The organism is Bacillus sp. FJAT-27245 (assembly GCF_001273955.1).
Classification (GTDB): domain Bacteria; phylum Bacillota; class Bacilli; order Bacillales; family Cytobacillaceae; genus Bacillus_D.
Genome location: NZ_LIGI01000001.1, coordinates 1,530,719 through 1,547,047 on the forward strand (window position 1 = coordinate 1,530,719; position 16,329 = coordinate 1,547,047).

A 16,329-nucleotide genomic window follows, 5' to 3' on the forward strand; every position below is an offset into this window, starting at 1 on the left:
ACCGGCGGCCTTTTAGTAGAGTGGCGCAAGAATAAAGAGCAATAGGTCAAAAACGAGGTGGGATACGATAACGAGCGGGATGCTCCGTTTCCAGGCAAACAACACACCCCAAACAATCCCTGAAATGAATGCCGCAAAGACTAGAATCATTTCGGTGGAATAAATATGGACGGAGGCATACATGGCAGCAGAGACAACAATGCTCCAGAATGCCGAGGAGTGCCTGAGGAGCCTTTTTTGGATAAATCCCCTCCAAAATATCTCTTCGCCGGGAACGGCAATTAGAACAAGGGCGATATATTGCCAGGATTGGCGCGGTGAGAACCACTTGTACAGCCTACCAATATTGTCTCCGAGAGGCAGATGAAAAAAGTGGATCATGGCATTTCCAAAATAAAAAAGCCCATATAAAAGTAGCCCTGAAAGTATGCCTGCTGTAATATACCGGATAAAAGAAATCCTGTCGTCCACATCCTCAAGGAGGATTGTCCAAATTGTTAAGAGCAACAGGCACGCTGGGAAGATGTACCAAAAAATTTTTTTATCCTGGAAGGTAAAATAAAGTAAAAGGTGGGCAAGCAAAAAGCCACCAACCAGGCGGAAGTCAATTTTTTTCAATACCATTAAAGCGTCTGTCTCCTTTCGTGCATTGAACCTATTGTAGCAAATAGAAGGAATCAAAAAAAGTCTGTGTATTTTAAAGCAATGAAAAATCGGAGGAAACCACTATAGCATCAGGCCCAAATCATCGTTATAGTAATTAAAAAGGGAGGGATGTTAGTGGGAAGGAAAGCATTGGTCCTAGGGGCAACAGGCCTTGTTGGCGGGCATCTGGTGGAAAAGCTTGCTGGGCGGGAAGAATACTCCGAGATTAAAATCATTGGGAGAAGGGCAACTGGAATTATCAAACCAAAAATTAAGGAAACTATATTGGACATGGAGAACCTGACAAGGCATCCCGAAGAATTTAAGGCTGATGATATTTATTGCTGCTTAGGGACGACGATGAAAAAAGCAGGCTCAAAGGAAGCATTTATGTTCGTCGATTACGATTTGCCTCTCCTTGCCGGAAAGCTTGCTTTACAGGGAGGGGCCAAAAGGTTTTTCATCATTTCCGCGATGGGGGCAAACAGGAAGTCGGCTTTTTACTATAGCAGGGTGAAAGGCGAAATGGAAAGGGAGGCTGCATTGATGCCATTTTCGGCTGTCCATATCTTCAGGCCTTCTTTATTAGTAGGCGACCGGAAGGAATTTCGTTTTGGAGAAAAGCTGGCTAAATGGATTACATGGCCATTTTGGAGGCTAATGTCCGGAAAGTTGCTGAAATTTGCGCCCATTGCCGCTGAAACGGTTGCGGAAGCAATGGTTGCTATTGCTCTAGGCGATACAAAAGGAATTGTCGTCCATGAGTCCGATGAAATTGCCAAGCTTGGAAAAATGTTTGCCGAATAACACAAAAAGCAGCGTTCCGCTGCTTTTTGCAATTGTATTAGTTGGCCGATTCTTTAACAATTTTATAGTTTTTGTGATTAATTACTGTCCGTTGGTCCAATTCAAGATCGCGGTAATTGTCCATATAAGTTAGGTCTACGATAACAGAGTTTTCATTCACTTTCTCTACGATTCCCTGAAGCCCACCGCGGAATTCAATGACGTTCCCTACTTCTGCTCTCTTCAACTGCCTCTCTCCTTCTTCATCCCTAATTTTGATTAACTTCTTTAAATGGAATCTTCACTTAATCAAAAGCTAGTGTGCAGATTTTACTAACAGTTTGCACTAATTTTATGAAAACGTAAAGGCTTTCTTTCCTAAAATTTTCTACTTCGGGCTATTCTTGAAGTGGGAAAGGTGCTGGACAGACAAAATGGGCTCCATTATGATTTGGATTAAGGAACAATCCTATTATATTGTTGCAACCAGGTGGTGAAAGATAATGGACGAAAAAGGAATCAATGAAATTCTTGATAGGCTGAAAAGTGGGGAACTTGCGGAATATTACGTGACGAATGAAGATTTCCTCGAATTTCGGAGTACTCTTGTAAAGCGGGAGGATTTCAAGCACTTTCGCGGAATTGCCCAGCGAGGCGGAAATGTTATTTATGAATATTTGCCAGAGCCGAGAAGCTGAAAAAATTTCCCTTCCATTTTTGTAAAAATTTTATGAATATATTGTGAATTTTTACCTATAAGTGTACAATAAATCCAATAACCCTTGCGGAGTGAAGGTGAAGGACCATTGCCAACCCATGACAATCTGCTGTACAAAATAGAAAACAAGCGGAAAGAAATGATTTTGGCGGCCACAATGACAGGATTAGCAAGCCACCAGACCCTTATTATTAGTCGGGAGCTGGATGATTTGCTCAACTTGCATAATAAGGCGACCGTTGCTGGTTTTTCCTGCTCACTGGCTATGAAAAATTAAAACGGCCTATGGCGCCCAGCTTAAACGCTGGGCGCCTGCTTTTTCCGTTAATCGGACAGTTGGGGGGGATTTAGGATGCAATTCAGAGGCAGAACAATTATTGTTACCGGGGCAGGCAAAGGAATTGGATTGGGCATTGCCAGGGAATTTGCCGCCAATGGAGCGAATGTAGTGATGGCCGATTTTGACAGCAGGATTGGAATGGATGCTGCTGAAAGTCTCCAGAAGGAGAATCTGAGTGCAGTCTTCCTTGAGGCCGATGTCAGGTCGGAGGAAAGCGTTTACAAGCTGTTTGCTGAATCTGTTTCCCGCTTTGGGCAAGTTGATGTTGTCGTGAATAATGCCGGTGTTTCAACCTTCCATGACTTTTTTGAAATGGCGGTGAGCGAATGGGACGACATATTGAATACAAACCTCCGCAGTGTGTTCCTCTGCTCACAAGCGGCAGCCAGGGTAATGAAGGAAAGAGGCGGTACAATCATCAACATCGCATCGACAAGGGCATTTATGTCCGAGCCAAATACCGAAGCATACGCCGCATCAAAAGGCGGCATCGTCGCGATGACCCATGCATTGGCCCGGACGCTTGGGCCTTACGGTATTACAGTAAATTGTATCAGCCCGGGTTGGATTGAAACCGGACAGTATGGCTTGCTTTCGGAAAGTGACCATCGCCAGCATGTAAGCGGCAGGGTAGGGAAGCCCGAGGATGTCGCTAGGGCTTGCTTGTTCCTCGCCGATCCCCGCAATGATTTTGTAACAGGTGAAAACATCATCATTGATGGAGGCATGACAAGGAAAATGATGTATGAAGAGTAGTTTTATAAAAAAAGATAAATAGGAGTGGGAAAATGGGAGTATTAGAGGTTGGCAACAGGCTGAAGGAAGAAATAGGCGTCCATCTGGTCGGAAAGGAGCAGGAAATTGAGCTGATGTTCATTTCCCTGCTGTTCAATGGGCATGTCCTTTTGGAAAGCGTTCCCGGAACAGGTAAGACAATGCTAGCGAAAAAGTTTTCAGAGGCGGTTGGCGGAAGCTTCTCGCGTATCCAATTTACCCCGGATGTCCTGCCAGGGGATATTACCGGTATCCAGTTTTTCAACCCAAAGAAACAGGAGTTTGAATTGCTCCATGGGCCAATCATGGCAAATATTGTCTTGGCGGATGAAATTAACCGGGCCACACCGCGGACCCAGTCAAGCCTTCTTGAGGCGATGGAGGAAATGCAGGTCACAATCGACGGCCATACCCTTCCGCTTGAATGGCCCTTCATGGTTATCGCAACTCAGAATCCGGTTGAGTCCCAGCAGGGGACATTTCCCCTGCCGGTAGCGCAAATGGACCGGTTTTTCATTAAATTGGATGCCGCGTACCCGGAGTTTAATGAAGAAAAAGAAATATTAAAGATTCACCGTTTTAGCATCATTGCCTCCAAGATAGAACAGGTTCTAGATAAGAACGAGCTGCGGGAACTTTCCCAGGCAGCCAAAGAAGTACAAATAAATGATGAAGTTGAAACCTATATTCTTGAACTTGCCAGGAAAACGCGGGAGCATTCTCTAATTGAGCTTGGGGTCAGCCCGAGGGGGACGCTTGCCCTCATGAAGGCAGCACAGGGAAAGGCCTTCCTTGCTGGCAGGAATTATGTGGTGCCGGATGATGTTAAGGCAGTTGCCCCATTTGTATTGGGACACCGCATTTATTTATCGACGGAAGGGTCCCTTACAAAAAGCCCGGAGGCAATTATTTCGGAAATCATGGAAAGTGTGCCTGTCCCGGTTGAAGCGGGGGCAAGCTAATGTCCTGGAGTAAGCATTCATTTTCAGACGGGAAAATCCTTCCCATACAATTTATGGCGATTTTTCTTATCCTGCTTTCACTTTATCTAGATACGAAATTTTTATTCTTTGCAGGAGTCATATCTTTTGTACTTATCTCCCTTAATGTTTTCTATGAAAAAAAGATGGGGGAAGGCCTGGATGTAGGGGCGGAGAGGAAGAGGGATCGCTACTTCATTGATGAACAAGGGAATTGGGAATTGGTGTTCACGAATGAAGGCTGGCCGATATTAAATGCGGAAGCACGGGTATTCTTCGACCAGGCAGTCGAGCCTCCAGGCGCCGACGAAAATGATAAAAAATGGCTGCACGAAGTCTCCTTTCCTCTTTCCCTCAATAAGGGAGAGGCTAAGAAATTTGAACTTCCTTTTACGAGTAAACAAAGGGGATTAGCAAAAATCAGAAAGATCGAACTGAAAATACCGAATCTATTCGGTTTTGGAAAAGTAAATCTTGAGTACAGGTTTCCCCTTCCAAAGGAAGTAATCGTTTACCCGGACAGGCTGGAAGTTGTCAATAAAATGGATCTCGTATCATTAAAGCCCGGAGGCCAATTTACCCCATTCTCACTCTATGAGGATATGCTTTCGCCCGCAGGAACGAGGGACTATACTTACTCCGATGGTTTCCATCGAATCCATTGGAAGGCGAGTGCACGTGTTGGCAGGCTTCAAACAAAGCTATATGACCAGGTGTCAGAAAAAGGGATCGTCATATGCATTAATGTTGCGGATGGCTATTCAATTCCGGTGAAATTTGAGGAAATGCTTGGAAGCGCCGCTGACCTTGCGTATTTTGCTTATTCCAGGCAAATCCCTGTTTCGCTTTGCATGAACATGAGGAACGCTGGTGATGTTCCGTTCTTTTATCTTCCGCCGGGAAATGGGAGGGAGCAACTTCAAAAAATATTTGAAATGCTGGCGCTGGCAAATTCATTTGCCCCCTATCCTTATGAGAAGATGCTCTCGTTTATGGACCGGAACCTCCATATGCTGCCCTGCCTTATCCATGCAGGGGAAATGCCCGGATATACAGCGGCCAAGCTTGATGAATTTAGGAAGCGTGGCATCAGGCTCATGGTACTGCAAACCATTCAGGATAAGGCGGAGCTTACGCCGTTTTCACCTTCCATGGAAGGAAGGCGATCCTCTTGATGAAAAAAATGTATGTGTTTTTAATTGAATTGTTATTCACCACGTTGCTAGTATTTCCATATTTTTGGCCAAAGGAAAAAGGATTGTCTATTATTCCTGCGCTGGCCCTTTTCGTATTATGTTTTACTCTTTATACATGGCTCCTTGTCCGGTTGGGGGAAAAGGCAAAAATAATGTTTTTTATCCTTTTACTTCCGGCCTTATTCGCCACCGGCTTATTTTTTGGCTTCCATCCCGTTCCTGTGGCATGTGGGGTTGCTTTCCTTTTTTGGAGAGGGAATTCCCTGGCTGGCGGAAAGGGGGAGGACCACGATTTGTTGCTGGCTACCTTCTCGGCTATGGCTGCGGTTCCAGCCCTAATAGGTGCTTATACGAAGAATGAGATGATCTTCCACCTTACAATAGCAATAGTAATCATACAGGTTATGGTTGTTTTATCAGGCCGCTTCCTCTTGAATCTTTCAACGATCGAAGGAGATAATCGGAATAAGGCGGGATATTTGGCGTTTTTCGGGAAGTTGATCACCCCTATTGTTTTGGCTGGCAGCCTCATCGCAATGGCTATGGATTATATCCAGTCCGCGTTCTTTTTAGTCTTGAGGGGGGTAGCATGGATTTTTGGTGCCTTGGCATCGCCTCTTCTTAAGTGGTCCGAAACCAAGAAAGTATGGACGGATCCCGATAGGGTAAATGAAATCGACTATGTGGAAAGGCCGAGTGTCGGAAAAGTCATCCGTGAAGAGGCAATGCAAAAATATACGGAAACGGCTCTTATGGTACTCGTCGTCCTCGCCTTAATAGGGCTATTCATCTTTTTGTATAAAAAAAGGAATCGCCTCATTCTTGAAAATACAAAGGTAAATACTGTTGGCTCTGTTGGTATTCGGAATGCAGGCCAGGGAACGGCAAGGAAGAAAAAGCCTTCCCCTCCGGATAACCTGCTTCGGCGAGAAATTTTCAACCTTGAATATTTCGCTGTCAAAAACGGTTTCGGCCGTTTGGGATTTGAAACAGTTGGGGAATGGCTAAGCAGGATTGGGGCACCTTCCAACCAAAGAGTGATTGGTTTATACGAAGATGTCCGCTATGGAGACCTCAACGTGACCCACTCCGAACTTGAATTTGCACGTGGTGAACTAAAGGGACTAAAGGAAATGATTAAGCAAAAACGGAAGGAACAAAAGAAGCGGCCAAAGAAGCAGCCATAACCGCCATGGCCATTTTTCGGAAAGGAATTTCATGCACGGCAGGTTTGCTCATTTTACCTAAAACGGTAAAATACGGGCTGCCTGCCTGTTTATTTGACTATATTTTAAATATTGGTTAAGTTAAGAAGGTTAGGGGCGGTTTTATGATTGGCCGGGCATTATCGGATTGGTTTAACAGGGTCGTCCCCGCAACAAATCATTTATTAATATATTGAAGGAGATTGATTAAGTATGCCAGAAAAACAATTTATGGTTACTGCTGAGACAGGAATCCACGCTAGGCCAGCCACACTTTTAGTTCAAACAGCCAGCAGGTTCGATTCCGAAATCAACCTTGAATATAAAGGGAAAAAAGTAAACCTGAAGTCCATTATGGGGGTAATGTCCTTGGGAATCGGCCAGGGCTCGGCGATTTCCATTTCAGCTGAGGGCGGGGATGCCGAGGAAGCGCTTCGCACACTTGAAGAAACATTGAAAAAAGAAGGACTCGCAGAATAATGGCTTTTTTGCAGGGGATTGCTGCTTCGAATGGAATCGCTATCGCCAAAGCATACAGGCTAACTGAGCCCGACTTATCCTTCAGCAGGCAACCCGTCGAAAATCCTGATGCGGAAATCGAAAGGTTCAGGGCTGCGCTTGAACAATCGAAGGCTGAATTGGCCCAGATCCGTGATAAAGCGCGGGAAGACTTGGGTGAGGACAAAGCTGCCATTTTTGAAGCCCATCTTCTCGTTCTTTCCGACCCTGAGCTCATTTCTCCAATCGAGGACAGAATTTCGGGAGAAAAGATTAATGCGGAGTTTGCCCTGAATGAAACCGCGGGCATGTTCATTTCCATGTTTGAACAGATGGATAATGAATATATGAAGGAAAGAGCCGCTGATATCCGCGATGTAACAAAACGCGTCCTCGCCAGGCTTTTGGGCGTCCAGCTTCCTAACCCTTCCATGATTGCCGAAGAAGTAATCATTGTTGCGGAGGACCTGACTCCTTCAGATACCGCACAGCTAAACCGGCAGTTTGTCAAAGGCTTTACGACAGATATTGGAGGAAGGACATCGCACTCTGCGATAATGGCCCGGTCCATGGAAATTCCTGCTGTAGTCGGCACGAGGACTTCGACAGAGGAAATCCGGAACGGGGATTTGGTTATTATCGACGGACTAAAAGGCGAAGTCCATATCAATCCTACCCCTGAATTGGTACAGGCTTATGAGCAGGTAAAAGCCGACTATGAAGCCCAAAAGGGGGAATGGGCCAAGCTGATAAACGAAAAGACTGTAACAGCTGACGGCCACGAAGTCGAGCTTGGCGCAAATATCGGAACACCGAACGACTTAAAGGGCGTCCTTGAAAACGGGGCGGAAGCTGTTGGCCTTTATCGGACTGAATTCCTTTACATGGGAAGGGACCAGATGCCGACGGAGGACGAGCAATTTGAAGCCTATAAAGCTGTCCTCGAAGGAATGGAAGGAAAGCCGGTTGTTGTCAGGACGCTTGACATCGGCGGTGACAAGGAACTCCCTTATTTAAACCTTCCGAAAGAGATGAATCCGTTCCTTGGCTACCGGGCTATCCGCCTTTGCCTTGACCAGGAAGGAATCTTCCGGACCCAGCTTCGTGCCCTTCTTCGAGCAAGTTCATATGGAAATTTGAAAATTATGTTTCCAATGATCGCTACGCTTGATGAATTCAGGAAAGCGAAAGCAATCCTTGAAGAAGAAAGGTCAAAGCTTAAGGAAGAGGGGGCAACAGTTTCTGACCGGATTGAGGTCGGAATTATGGTTGAAATCCCATCGACGGCCATTTTGGCTGACCAATTCGCCAAGGAAGTCGACTTTTTCAGCATCGGTACAAACGATATGATTCAATATACCATGGCAGCGGACCGAATGAATGAACGGGTTTCCTATCTGTACCAGCCTTATAATCCTGCCATTCTCCGGCTTGTCAAAATGGTTATTGATGCAGCCCATGCTGAAGGAAAGTGGGCTGGCATGTGTGGGGAAATGGCAGGCGATGTCATGGCAATCCCTCTGCTTGTAGGGCTTGGTCTTGATGAATTTTCCATGAGTGCCACCTCCATCCTCCGAGCGAGGTCTTTAATTAAAAAGCTTAGCAAATCGGATATGGAAGAGTTGGCCTCAAAAGCCCTTTCTATGGGAACCGTCGAAGAGGTTGTTCAATCTGTAAAAAACGCAATAAACATGTAATGGTATTGTAATAATTAAAAAGGTTTTAGGGACAAGTTTACGGGTAATATACTACCAAGCAACTAGTATGATTTAGTGTAAGCTAATCATTCTCATTTTCCCCCTTTTTGCCGGCTGCATATGCAGCCGGATTTTTTTTATTCACTTGTAGGGTACATTGGTTTATTTAGGAAATCCTTTTTTCGATTCCTATGTTTATATGCCTTGCCATTAGGGAAGTTTTTTAATGAATGGACATTTCGAGGGAGGAGAGATTCGATGGACAGGAAAAAAATGCTCATGACAACTGTGGCACTTGGCGCAGCGTATCTGATGAGGAACAAGGAATCCCGTGAAAAACTGATGAATCAAATGCAATCCCTAGGAGCGCCAAAAAAGAAGAATAGAGTGAATGCGGAATAAGAAAACGGGAGCCCCTGCTTGTCAGGGGCTTTTGCTTGTCAATTTTTTTCGTCCCCACGTTTATCCAGCCCGCACTTTGGCTAAGGTTAGATTAAAGAGTGGCAGGGGATGGGAAGGGGTTGAAAAGACTATGCGGATTGTTCTTTTTCTTATACTTACGCTGACTGTTTCAGGTTGCGGACTTTTTATGGATCGCGACATTATCGCAAGCAAGTATGCTGAAGCATTTTTAACGAAAAACAATGAACTTCAATTCAGGTTTAAAATCAATGAAAACTATTTAAAGGGCGAGGATATGTTCAAAGTAAAGGTGAATATCCATGATGAAAAGCTCGCTGCGGCGCTCGGAACAGAAGAAATCATCTATGGCGAAGAAGAGGTGCTGAACGGYGAGTATCTGGAAGTAAAAGAAGATGGCGGCAATTATATTCTTATGGATCCGCTTCCATTGAACATTGATTTTCATATTGCAGAGCTTGAAAAAATGATCGCCGAGGGGGACGCCGTTTCGATTGAAGTGTTCAATGGCAAAGAGGTCTTCGGCCGCGGCTATTTATCCAATTTTTCCTCTGAATTGTAGGATAAAACGGCCTCTTATGGGGCATAATGGGAAGGTGCATAATTGGAGATTGGCACATGGCCCCGGGAACTGTCGCCTGGGGCTTTTCTCTTTGTAAAAAAAGCCCACACAAAATGACCCCATGCTAAAATAGAAGGGACAGACAAGGAAAGGGCTGATTCAATGTTAACTCCAGAAACTACTTCAATTGCATTTATTGGTACTGGCGTAATGGGCAAAAGCATGACGGGCCATTTAATGGATGCGGGCTACAATCTTACTGTTTACACAAGGACAAAGGAAAAAGCCGACAGCCTTCTAGCAAAGGGAGCAAACTGGGCAGATACACCAGGCGAAGCCGCCCGTAATGCCGATGTTGTTTTTACAATGGTGGGGTATCCGCAGGATGTTGAAGAAGTTTACTTCGGAAACGATGGGATTTTTGCGAATGCGGGGGCTGGTACGTATTTTGTCGATATGACAACTTCCACTCCAACACTTGCGAAAAAGCTTTATGAAGAAGCGAAAGCGCGTGGAATGCACTCATTGGACGCCCCGGTGTCCGGGGGTGATATAGGGGCCAGGGAAGCCCGGCTCGCCATCATGGTTGGCGGGGATGCACAGGCTTTCGAGAATGTCAGGCCGTTGCTTGAAAAAATGGGGACGAATATTGTGTACCAAGGGGAGGCGGGTGCGGGGCAGCATACGAAGATGTGCAACCAAATCGCCATCGCTTCGAATATGATTGGCGTTGCCGAAGCAATGGTTTATGCGAGGAAGGCTGGCCTTGACCTTGAAAATGTTTTAAAAAGCATCTCGACAGGCGCGGCGGGAAGCTGGTCGTTATCCAATCTTGCCCCGAGGATGCTGAGTGGGGATTTCGCCCCTGGCTTTTACATAAAACATTTCATCAAGGATATGGGCATCGCACTTCAAGAGGCCGAACGGATGGGCATGGACGCACCGGGCTTATCGCTTGCGAAATCCCTGTATGATGAACTGGCCGGAAAAGGCGAGGAAAATAGCGGAACCCAGGCGTTATATAAATATTGGGAATAGAGGTTTACCTTCTAAAACTTCATTGTCCTTAATACCCTTTCTATGAAGGAGGGGAATGGGATGAATCAATTCGAGGATATTAAAGAAAAGTTTGATGAACTTGAAGATGGCAGGTATCTTGTGAGGATCGACGGTTTCAGCAGGGAAAAAACCGTGAATGGTGCCCGCCCGATCAAATGGGACCTTACGCTGATGAATGAGGTGAAGGGGACTTTGCCTGTGAAATTCAGCCATATTGAAACAGACGGCGGGTTCAGAATCCTCATGGAAGAAATCCGAAGGCTTGGATATTCCAAACCAAAGTCTCCCGAGGAGTTCGAAGCCGTCCTTACAAGCCTTAAGGGCACGTTTGCGGAAATCGGCCTCTTTACAACCGACCGGATTGAAGGATACCGGGAAGTCAGGTTCATCAGGAAAATGGGTTAAATCAAAACCCCCGCCGGGTTAAGCGGGGGTTTCTCCATGAAATTTAACTTAAGTATGCCTGAAGCCTGTCCAAGCCCTCTTTCAGGGTGTCCATGGAATAGGCAAACGAGAGGCGGAAATATCCTTCCCCAAATTCCGAAAATGCGCTGCCCGGCACAACTGCCACTTTCGCTTTGTTGACCAGATCGATTGCGAAATCGAAAGAATTGAGCTTCGTTGATTTCGGCGGCTTGACGAAAAAATAAAACGCCCCGTCCGGCTTCACTGTTTGTAAACCCATCTCTGAAAGTCGCCTGAAAACATAATCGCGCCGTTGCTCATACTCATTCCTCATAGCTGCGGCATCATTGATTCCGGCAGTAAGCGCTTCGGCGGCTGCTGCCTGGGCTATGGAATTGGCGCATGTGACATTGTACTGATGCACCTTTAATATGTGGCGGGCGATTGGTTCAGGCGTGAAAAGAAGGCCGATTCGCCACCCGGTCATTGAGTGGGATTTTGAAAGCCCGTTAATGACAATCGTTTGGTCTTTTAAAAACGAACCGATGGATACGTGCTTCATGCCATATAATAATTCACTGTATATTTCATCCGCGAGTACAAAAATGTCTTTGCCTCTCAGCAAATCGGCTATATCCCGGATTTCATCCCCGGAAAGGCTGACTCCCGTAGGGTTGGAGGGGTAGGGCAGGACGACACAGCGGGTTTTTTCCGTTATGTATTTCTTTATGGTATCGGCTGTGAACTTAAAACCATTGTCCCGGATATCCGCAAAGACTGGAGTAGCCCCGCACATCGTAATAATCGGCTCGTACCCCGGGTATACCGGACCCGGCAGGATTACTTCACACCCTTCTACAAGGATGGTCCGGAAAGAAATATCAATCGCTTCACTGGCTCCTGTAGTCACAATGATTTCCGTTTCCGCCTCCCAACCACATTTTCCTACGGTTTCATATTCTAACATGTTACAAGAAAAGGGATTATAAATGCCATCCCTCCAACGAATCCATTGTATATGAAAATAGTCCGAAAATTTGTGAAAAACGAAAACAAATAATGGTATACTTATCCAAAGAGGCTTATAAAAGCAAATTGATTAGAAAAAGGAGTTGACCCCATGGCACAAACCGAACAATCAAATCCCGCCCATCCACAAGGAGCATTGAACCGGACGGGCTGGAAGCTGTATTTTACATTGCCCATCTTTTCCTGGGCCTTATATGATTTTGCGAACACAATATTTTCCTCAAATATTAATACAATTTTCTTTCCGTTCTATATGACGGAAGCAATTGGCAACAATGAGGTTTTAAATCAGATCGCAAGCACGTTCGTTTCCTATTCAAATGCAATCGCAAGCTTTTTCCTCGTTATCTTTTCTCCGCTTTACGGAGTAATGATTGACCGAACCGGCCAAAAAAAGAAATATATTGCGATTTTCACAGTAATAGCTGCTGTCTCGACAATCCTCATGGGGGTTTTCGGAGGTGCCGGCCTGAATGGGAAATGGTTCGGCATGCCAATCCCGCTCGTACTCGTTCTTATCTTATTTATTATTGCAAAGTTCTTTTACCATTCAAGCCTTGTCTTCTATGACGCGATGATTTCCGATTTAGGGACGAAACAGGAAATCCCTTTAATTTCGGGTTTTGGGGTTGCAATCGGCTATGTTGGAACGCTGGCGGGGCTTGCGGTCTACCCGTTCATTGGAGATGACGGTTTCCATGAAGCTTTTATTCCGACAGGCATCATGTTCCTATTATTTTCATTGCCGATTTTCTTTTTTGTAAAAGAAAGGCCAATTCCCTCACCGAAAAAGGAATCGTTCCTTTCCGGATATAAGGAAATCGCCGCGACGTTCAGGGAAATGAAAGCACACAAAAATATTTTCACATTCATGATTGCGTATTTTTTCCTGAATGATGCCCTTGCTACAACGATTGCGATGATGGCTGTCTATGCGAAAACAATCGTTGGCTTTTCAACCGGGCAATTCATTTTGCTTTATCTAGTATCGACTATTTCCAGTATTATCGGTTCGTTTATCTTTGGCTATGTGACGAAAAAGACTGGTGCGAGGCTGGCTGTCTTCTACGTGGGAATTCTGCTTCTCGCAGCCCTCATTATTGCCTGCCTGGCGGTCAATGGCGCGATGTTCTGGATTGCCGGAAGCATGTTCGGCATCGCCCTTGGTTCGATGTGGGTGACAACAAGAACCTATATTGTCGACTTGACCCCTGATGAGAAACGGGGCCAGTTTTTCGGGCTGTTTGCATTTTCGGGGAAAGTGTCCTCCATTGTCGGTCCACTTCTTTACGGAAGCATCACGCTCGTGTTTGCCGATTATGGGAATATAGCTAGCAGGCTTGCACTTGGATCGCTTATCATCCTTACCGTGGCGGGGCTCCTGGTGCATAGGCGAATCCGTGAAGATTAAAGCTTATGGGTTACTTTTTAAAGGATATAAAGGAAACCAGAAAAAGCCGGCAATCGCCGGCTTTTTTGTCTAGGAAATCAATTGTCCAAATGCTTAAAAGCTTTCCCCAAGCCGCTTGAAAACGGGCTTTTGGTAAACTTTCTTTCCCCTTGGGGGTTGTTTTGGCTCTTTTATCCCTGTGTACTCTTTAAGAATCAATTTTGATTGAGTGAGGGAAAGCGCCGCTTTGGGGTTCCTGACCAATCCATTCAGTGATCCAAGATGGGGAAGTTCGGCAAAGTCTTTTTTCTCCGGAGGAATATGGAATGTATAGTCGCCACATTCAATTAGGACATCGGATTGCTGCTGGCTGTTTTTTGGATGTTTCGAAAAATGCAGTCCGACTTTTTTCGCTTTTCCTTCACTGAGAAGTTTTTTTATCGCTTCATGCTTTAGAAGATAAAGGAATTTAGGATCCGGGGCCGTTTTCGCGTGCCGATTGACAATATAGATTGCCTGGGAGAGGTTTTTTAGTGATAGTTTATAGTCGGTAAACCGGGGATTCGTACTGTCCAAGCAAAGTCTCCTTTCATTTTGTGCATTTGTATCCATTATAACGCGAATGCGTTAAAATTGAAATCTTTGCCTTTTCATCTAATTAAATCTGCCAGGGAAGATAGAAAAGAAAACTCCCCCCATTTTTTTAACCTGCATTCAGGACAGTGAAAAAGAGCGCCTTGGTTAGGACGCTCCAGCTTTTGTTTCCATGTTCCTTTTTCTTGCCGAGTAGGCGGTAAGTACACACACGCCAAGGAAGGTTGTTGCCGCACCTGCCAAAAGCATGACATTGGGCACGCCAATCACTTTAGCGAGCATGGCGCCAGCCGCGGGGGCTACAAGCATCGAAAACGTCTGCAGGGCGGAAGCGGCAGCCGATACCCTGGCCATTAACTTGCTTGGGGTTTCGGATTGCAGTACGTACCCATACGGAACAGATTGGCTCGCACCAAGTACTCCAAGCAAAAAGGCCCCGATCATCCACCCCCAATCAGCCAAGGTGAATACCTTGTGTCCGCCCAAGCCAATACAGGCAATCAGGAGTCCGCTGAACAGGGCGGAACCGGACATAAACTGGACAGGCAGGGTCTTCCATCTGGTCCAGTTTCCCAAAAAAATCGCCCCGGCAACACTTCCAAGCCCTACGGAGCTAACAAGCAGGCCGAAGCTTTCACCGTTGAATCCGATACTCTTCGCAATAAAGACAAAAAGGCCATCATACAGGAAGATAATGAACAATGCGGCGGCCGTAAGGATAACCGAAATTCTTAAGACCGGCACTTTAAAAATGTGCATGATTCCCTCGGCCAGTTCCTTTTTAAAAGCGGGCTTTCCACCCGACGCTCTGCCGTCATGAATGGTTGCATGCATGAATTTTGCTGTGGGGAGCATAAACAGGAATACGGTTCCAAGAACGAAACCGGCTATTTCAAACAGGAACGGGCTTTTTGCCCCAAACAGAGAGATGATGCCGGCACCAAGCGCGGGGCCTATGATTTTCGTCGAATTTAAAGACAGTTGGCTAAGTGTTACCGCACTCGGAAGTTCGCCTTCATTGACAGTTTCCCGGATCATCGCTTGCCTTGCTGGATCAAATAAAGCCCCGGCCGTACTTTTTAGTAGTAAGAACAACAGAAGAATATAGAGGTTAGGAGAAAAATAGAGGCCTGAGACGAAAACCGCCCGTAATAGAAGTGTCACAATCATCACGTGTTTTTTGGACATCCGATCAACTAAAACGCCTGCAAAAGGGCCAATTACTACCCAGGGAAGCGCAAGAACGATAATAACAGCCGCAATGGCTTCCTCACCAAGTCCCCATTTGTAAGCGACGATGACCTGTATGGCGATAAAATCTAGCCAGTTTCCAAGATCGGAGAAAACCTGGGCAGCGAAAAGGGAACGGAAAGCCCTGTTCCTTAAGACCCCAAACATATTATTCTTCATTTATACCCGCTCCCTCCATTGCCCGCAGGCGCCTCGCTTTTATGCCTCTTGCCATCCCGGATGGATCCTGGGGTTCAGGGAGGGTCCCTTCTTCAAGGACCGCGATTGTTTCATCTATCCAACCCAGCTCCACTTCAAGTCTCACTCTTGCATACCGAATGGCTAGTTTTCCAACGCCGCTGACATAAGAGGTATTGTTTTCAGGCCATGTTTTAACAAACCGGAGAAWCTCCATTGTTCTTTTACGCCGTACCTGCAAATGGGCAATCAAGGCATTGTTATCCATACCCTCATGCCAGACTGCCATTTTCATAAACAGCTCATCCTTTATCATAGGATATTCAGGGGCTTTAAGAAGCCAGCCTTCCAGTTCGGCCCAACCTGATCGTGTCAGTTCATAAACGTTTTTTTGCCTGCCCTTGGTAGCACTTTCTTTCGCAACGATTAAACCTTGTTCTTCGAGCTTTTTCAGCTTTGGATAAATACTCCCATAACTCATACCCCAATATAACCCCGCCGCTTCATGTTCAAATTCAGCTTTTATATCGTAGCCGGAACTCGGTTTAAAACTTAACACGGCCAAAATTGCATGCTCGGTTGACATAAAAACCCTCCAAATAT

19 protein-coding genes and 1 pseudogene are annotated in these 16,329 nt (G+C 45.7%); 14 read left to right on the plus strand and 6 right to left on the minus strand.

Going from position 1 to position 16,329, the window contains the following annotated elements; genetic code table 11:
• Nucleotides 1-12: 12 nt before the first annotated feature.
• Complete coding sequence (locus ADU24_RS07320) at nt 13-624, minus strand: CPBP family intramembrane glutamic endopeptidase (RefSeq protein ID WP_197277485.1); 612 nt, start codon at nt 622-624, stop codon at nt 13-15.
• Nucleotides 625-780: 156 nt separating this feature from the next.
• On the opposite strand from ADU24_RS07320, the gene ADU24_RS07325 reads away from it, so the two are divergent.
• Nucleotides 781-1,452 carry an NAD-dependent epimerase/dehydratase family protein gene (locus ADU24_RS07325; RefSeq protein ID WP_231689583.1) on the plus strand — a complete coding sequence of 224 codons (672 nt, stop codon included), beginning with the start codon at nt 781-783 and terminating at the stop codon, nt 1,450-1,452.
• 37 nt (nt 1,453-1,489) lie between these two features.
• Here the strand turns inward: ADU24_RS07325 and ADU24_RS07330 are convergent, their stop codons facing one another.
• Nucleotides 1,490-1,678 carry a YkvS family protein gene (locus tag ADU24_RS07330; RefSeq protein WP_053366011.1) on the minus strand — a complete coding sequence of 63 codons (189 nt, stop codon included), beginning with the start codon at nt 1,676-1,678 and terminating at the stop codon, nt 1,490-1,492.
• Between the two features lie 256 nt (nt 1,679-1,934).
• On the opposite strand from ADU24_RS07330, the gene ADU24_RS07335 reads away from it, so the two are divergent.
• The 12 genes from ADU24_RS07335 to ADU24_RS07385 all read left to right on the plus strand — a co-directional run bounded on the left by ADU24_RS07335 (nt 1,935) and on the right by ADU24_RS07385 (nt 11,285).
• The gene (locus ADU24_RS07335; RefSeq protein WP_053366012.1) at nt 1,935-2,129 is read left to right on the plus strand and encodes a hypothetical protein; all 195 of its coding nucleotides are present in this window, start codon (nt 1,935-1,937) and stop codon (nt 2,127-2,129) included.
• 108 nt (nt 2,130-2,237) lie between these two features.
• Nucleotides 2,238-2,426: an aspartyl-phosphate phosphatase Spo0E family protein gene (locus ADU24_RS07340; protein WP_053366013.1), complete on the plus strand. Its 189-nt coding sequence runs from the start codon at nt 2,238-2,240 to the stop codon at nt 2,424-2,426.
• 75 nt (nt 2,427-2,501) lie between these two features.
• A complete protein-coding gene (locus ADU24_RS07345; RefSeq protein ID WP_053366014.1) occupies nt 2,502-3,245 on the plus strand; it encodes an SDR family NAD(P)-dependent oxidoreductase in 744 nt (247 codons plus the stop codon).
• A gap of 32 nt (nt 3,246-3,277) precedes the next feature.
• Nucleotides 3,278-4,225, plus strand: a complete 948-nt coding sequence (locus tag ADU24_RS07350; protein ID WP_053366015.1) for an AAA family ATPase — start codon at nt 3,278-3,280, stop codon at nt 4,223-4,225.
• The gene (locus ADU24_RS07355; protein ID WP_053366016.1) at nt 4,225-5,418 is read left to right on the plus strand and encodes a DUF58 domain-containing protein; all 1,194 of its coding nucleotides are present in this window, start codon (nt 4,225-4,227) and stop codon (nt 5,416-5,418) included. Before ADU24_RS07350 ends, ADU24_RS07355 begins: the two co-directional genes overlap by 1 nt.
• Before the next feature lie 314 nt (nt 5,419-5,732).
• Nucleotides 5,733-6,626 carry a hypothetical protein gene (locus ADU24_RS07360; protein ID WP_156324537.1) on the plus strand — a complete coding sequence of 298 codons (894 nt, stop codon included), beginning with the start codon at nt 5,733-5,735 and terminating at the stop codon, nt 6,624-6,626.
• Between the two features lie 231 nt (nt 6,627-6,857).
• Nucleotides 6,858-7,124: a phosphocarrier protein HPr gene (locus tag ADU24_RS07365; RefSeq protein WP_053366018.1), complete on the plus strand. Its 267-nt coding sequence runs from the start codon at nt 6,858-6,860 to the stop codon at nt 7,122-7,124.
• A complete protein-coding gene (gene ptsP, locus ADU24_RS07370; protein ID WP_053366019.1) occupies nt 7,124-8,839 on the plus strand; it encodes a phosphoenolpyruvate--protein phosphotransferase in 1,716 nt (571 codons plus the stop codon). Before ADU24_RS07365 ends, ptsP begins: the two co-directional genes overlap by 1 nt.
• 258 nt (nt 8,840-9,097) lie before the next feature.
• Nucleotides 9,098-9,241, plus strand: a complete 144-nt coding sequence (locus tag ADU24_RS23295; RefSeq protein ID WP_197277486.1) for a hypothetical protein — start codon at nt 9,098-9,100, stop codon at nt 9,239-9,241.
• Between the two features lie 187 nt (nt 9,242-9,428).
• A complete protein-coding gene (locus ADU24_RS07375; protein ID WP_231689584.1) occupies nt 9,429-9,821 on the plus strand; it encodes a hypothetical protein in 393 nt (130 codons plus the stop codon).
• A 162-nt stretch (nt 9,822-9,983) separates the two neighbouring features.
• Nucleotides 9,984-10,859, plus strand: coding sequence for an NAD(P)-dependent oxidoreductase (locus ADU24_RS07380; protein ID WP_053366021.1), 876 nt, complete (start codon nt 9,984-9,986; stop codon nt 10,857-10,859).
• Between the two features lie 60 nt (nt 10,860-10,919).
• Nucleotides 10,920-11,285 carry a hypothetical protein gene (locus ADU24_RS07385; RefSeq protein ID WP_053366022.1) on the plus strand — a complete coding sequence of 122 codons (366 nt, stop codon included), beginning with the start codon at nt 10,920-10,922 and terminating at the stop codon, nt 11,283-11,285.
• Between the two features lie 43 nt (nt 11,286-11,328).
• Here ADU24_RS07385 and ADU24_RS07390 read toward each other — a convergent pair.
• A pseudogene (locus ADU24_RS07390) lies at nt 11,329-12,219 on the minus strand (aminotransferase class I/II-fold pyridoxal phosphate-dependent enzyme); the annotation flags it as partial.
• Between the two features lie 186 nt (nt 12,220-12,405).
• Here ADU24_RS07390 and ADU24_RS07395 point away from each other — a divergent pair.
• The gene (locus tag ADU24_RS07395; RefSeq protein ID WP_053366023.1) at nt 12,406-13,725 is read left to right on the plus strand and encodes an MFS transporter; all 1,320 of its coding nucleotides are present in this window, start codon (nt 12,406-12,408) and stop codon (nt 13,723-13,725) included.
• Between the two features lie 93 nt (nt 13,726-13,818).
• On the opposite strand, the gene ADU24_RS07400 is transcribed toward ADU24_RS07395, so the two are convergent.
• The 3 genes from ADU24_RS07400 to ADU24_RS07410 all read right to left on the minus strand — a co-directional run bounded on the left by ADU24_RS07400 (nt 13,819) and on the right by ADU24_RS07410 (nt 16,312).
• Nucleotides 13,819-14,280, minus strand: coding sequence for a YkyB family protein (locus ADU24_RS07400; protein ID WP_053366024.1), 462 nt, complete (start codon nt 14,278-14,280; stop codon nt 13,819-13,821).
• A 165-nt stretch (nt 14,281-14,445) separates the two neighbouring features.
• A complete protein-coding gene (locus ADU24_RS07405) occupies nt 14,446-15,708 on the minus strand; it encodes an MFS transporter (protein ID WP_053366025.1) in 1,263 nt (420 codons plus the stop codon).
• Nucleotides 15,698-16,312: a helix-turn-helix transcriptional regulator gene (locus ADU24_RS07410; RefSeq protein WP_053366026.1), complete on the minus strand. Its 615-nt coding sequence runs from the start codon at nt 16,310-16,312 to the stop codon at nt 15,698-15,700. The genes ADU24_RS07405 and ADU24_RS07410 overlap by 11 nt, the downstream gene beginning before the upstream one ends.
• Between the last annotated feature and the right edge of the window lie 17 nt (nt 16,313-16,329).

Excerpts from the sequence above, each read along its gene's own strand:
- ADU24_RS07320 (WP_197277485.1), bottom strand. The coding sequence starts at position 624 with ATGGTATTGAAAAAAATTGACTTCCGCCTGGTTGGTGGCTTTTTGCTT.
- ADU24_RS07335 (WP_053366012.1), top strand. The coding sequence starts at position 1,935 with ATGGACGAAAAAGGAATCAATGAAATTCTTGATAGGCTGAAAAGTGGG.
- ADU24_RS07345 (WP_053366014.1), top strand. The coding sequence starts at position 2,502 with ATGCAATTCAGAGGCAGAACAATTATTGTTACCGGGGCAGGCAAAGGA.
- ADU24_RS07350 (WP_053366015.1), top strand. The coding sequence starts at position 3,278 with ATGGGAGTATTAGAGGTTGGCAACAGGCTGAAGGAAGAAATAGGCGTC.
- ADU24_RS07355 (WP_053366016.1), top strand. The coding sequence starts at position 4,225 with ATGTCCTGGAGTAAGCATTCATTTTCAGACGGGAAAATCCTTCCCATA.
- ADU24_RS07365 (WP_053366018.1), top strand. The coding sequence starts at position 6,858 with ATGCCAGAAAAACAATTTATGGTTACTGCTGAGACAGGAATCCACGCT.
- ptsP (WP_053366019.1), top strand. The coding sequence starts at position 7,124 with ATGGCTTTTTTGCAGGGGATTGCTGCTTCGAATGGAATCGCTATCGCC.
- ADU24_RS23295 (WP_197277486.1), top strand. The coding sequence starts at position 9,098 with ATGGACAGGAAAAAAATGCTCATGACAACTGTGGCACTTGGCGCAGCG.
- ADU24_RS07380 (WP_053366021.1), top strand. The coding sequence starts at position 9,984 with ATGTTAACTCCAGAAACTACTTCAATTGCATTTATTGGTACTGGCGTA.
- ADU24_RS07385 (WP_053366022.1), top strand. The coding sequence starts at position 10,920 with ATGAATCAATTCGAGGATATTAAAGAAAAGTTTGATGAACTTGAAGAT.
- ADU24_RS07395 (WP_053366023.1), top strand. The coding sequence starts at position 12,406 with ATGGCACAAACCGAACAATCAAATCCCGCCCATCCACAAGGAGCATTG.
- ADU24_RS07405 (WP_053366025.1), bottom strand. The coding sequence starts at position 15,708 with ATGAAGAATAATATGTTTGGGGTCTTAAGGAACAGGGCTTTCCGTTCC.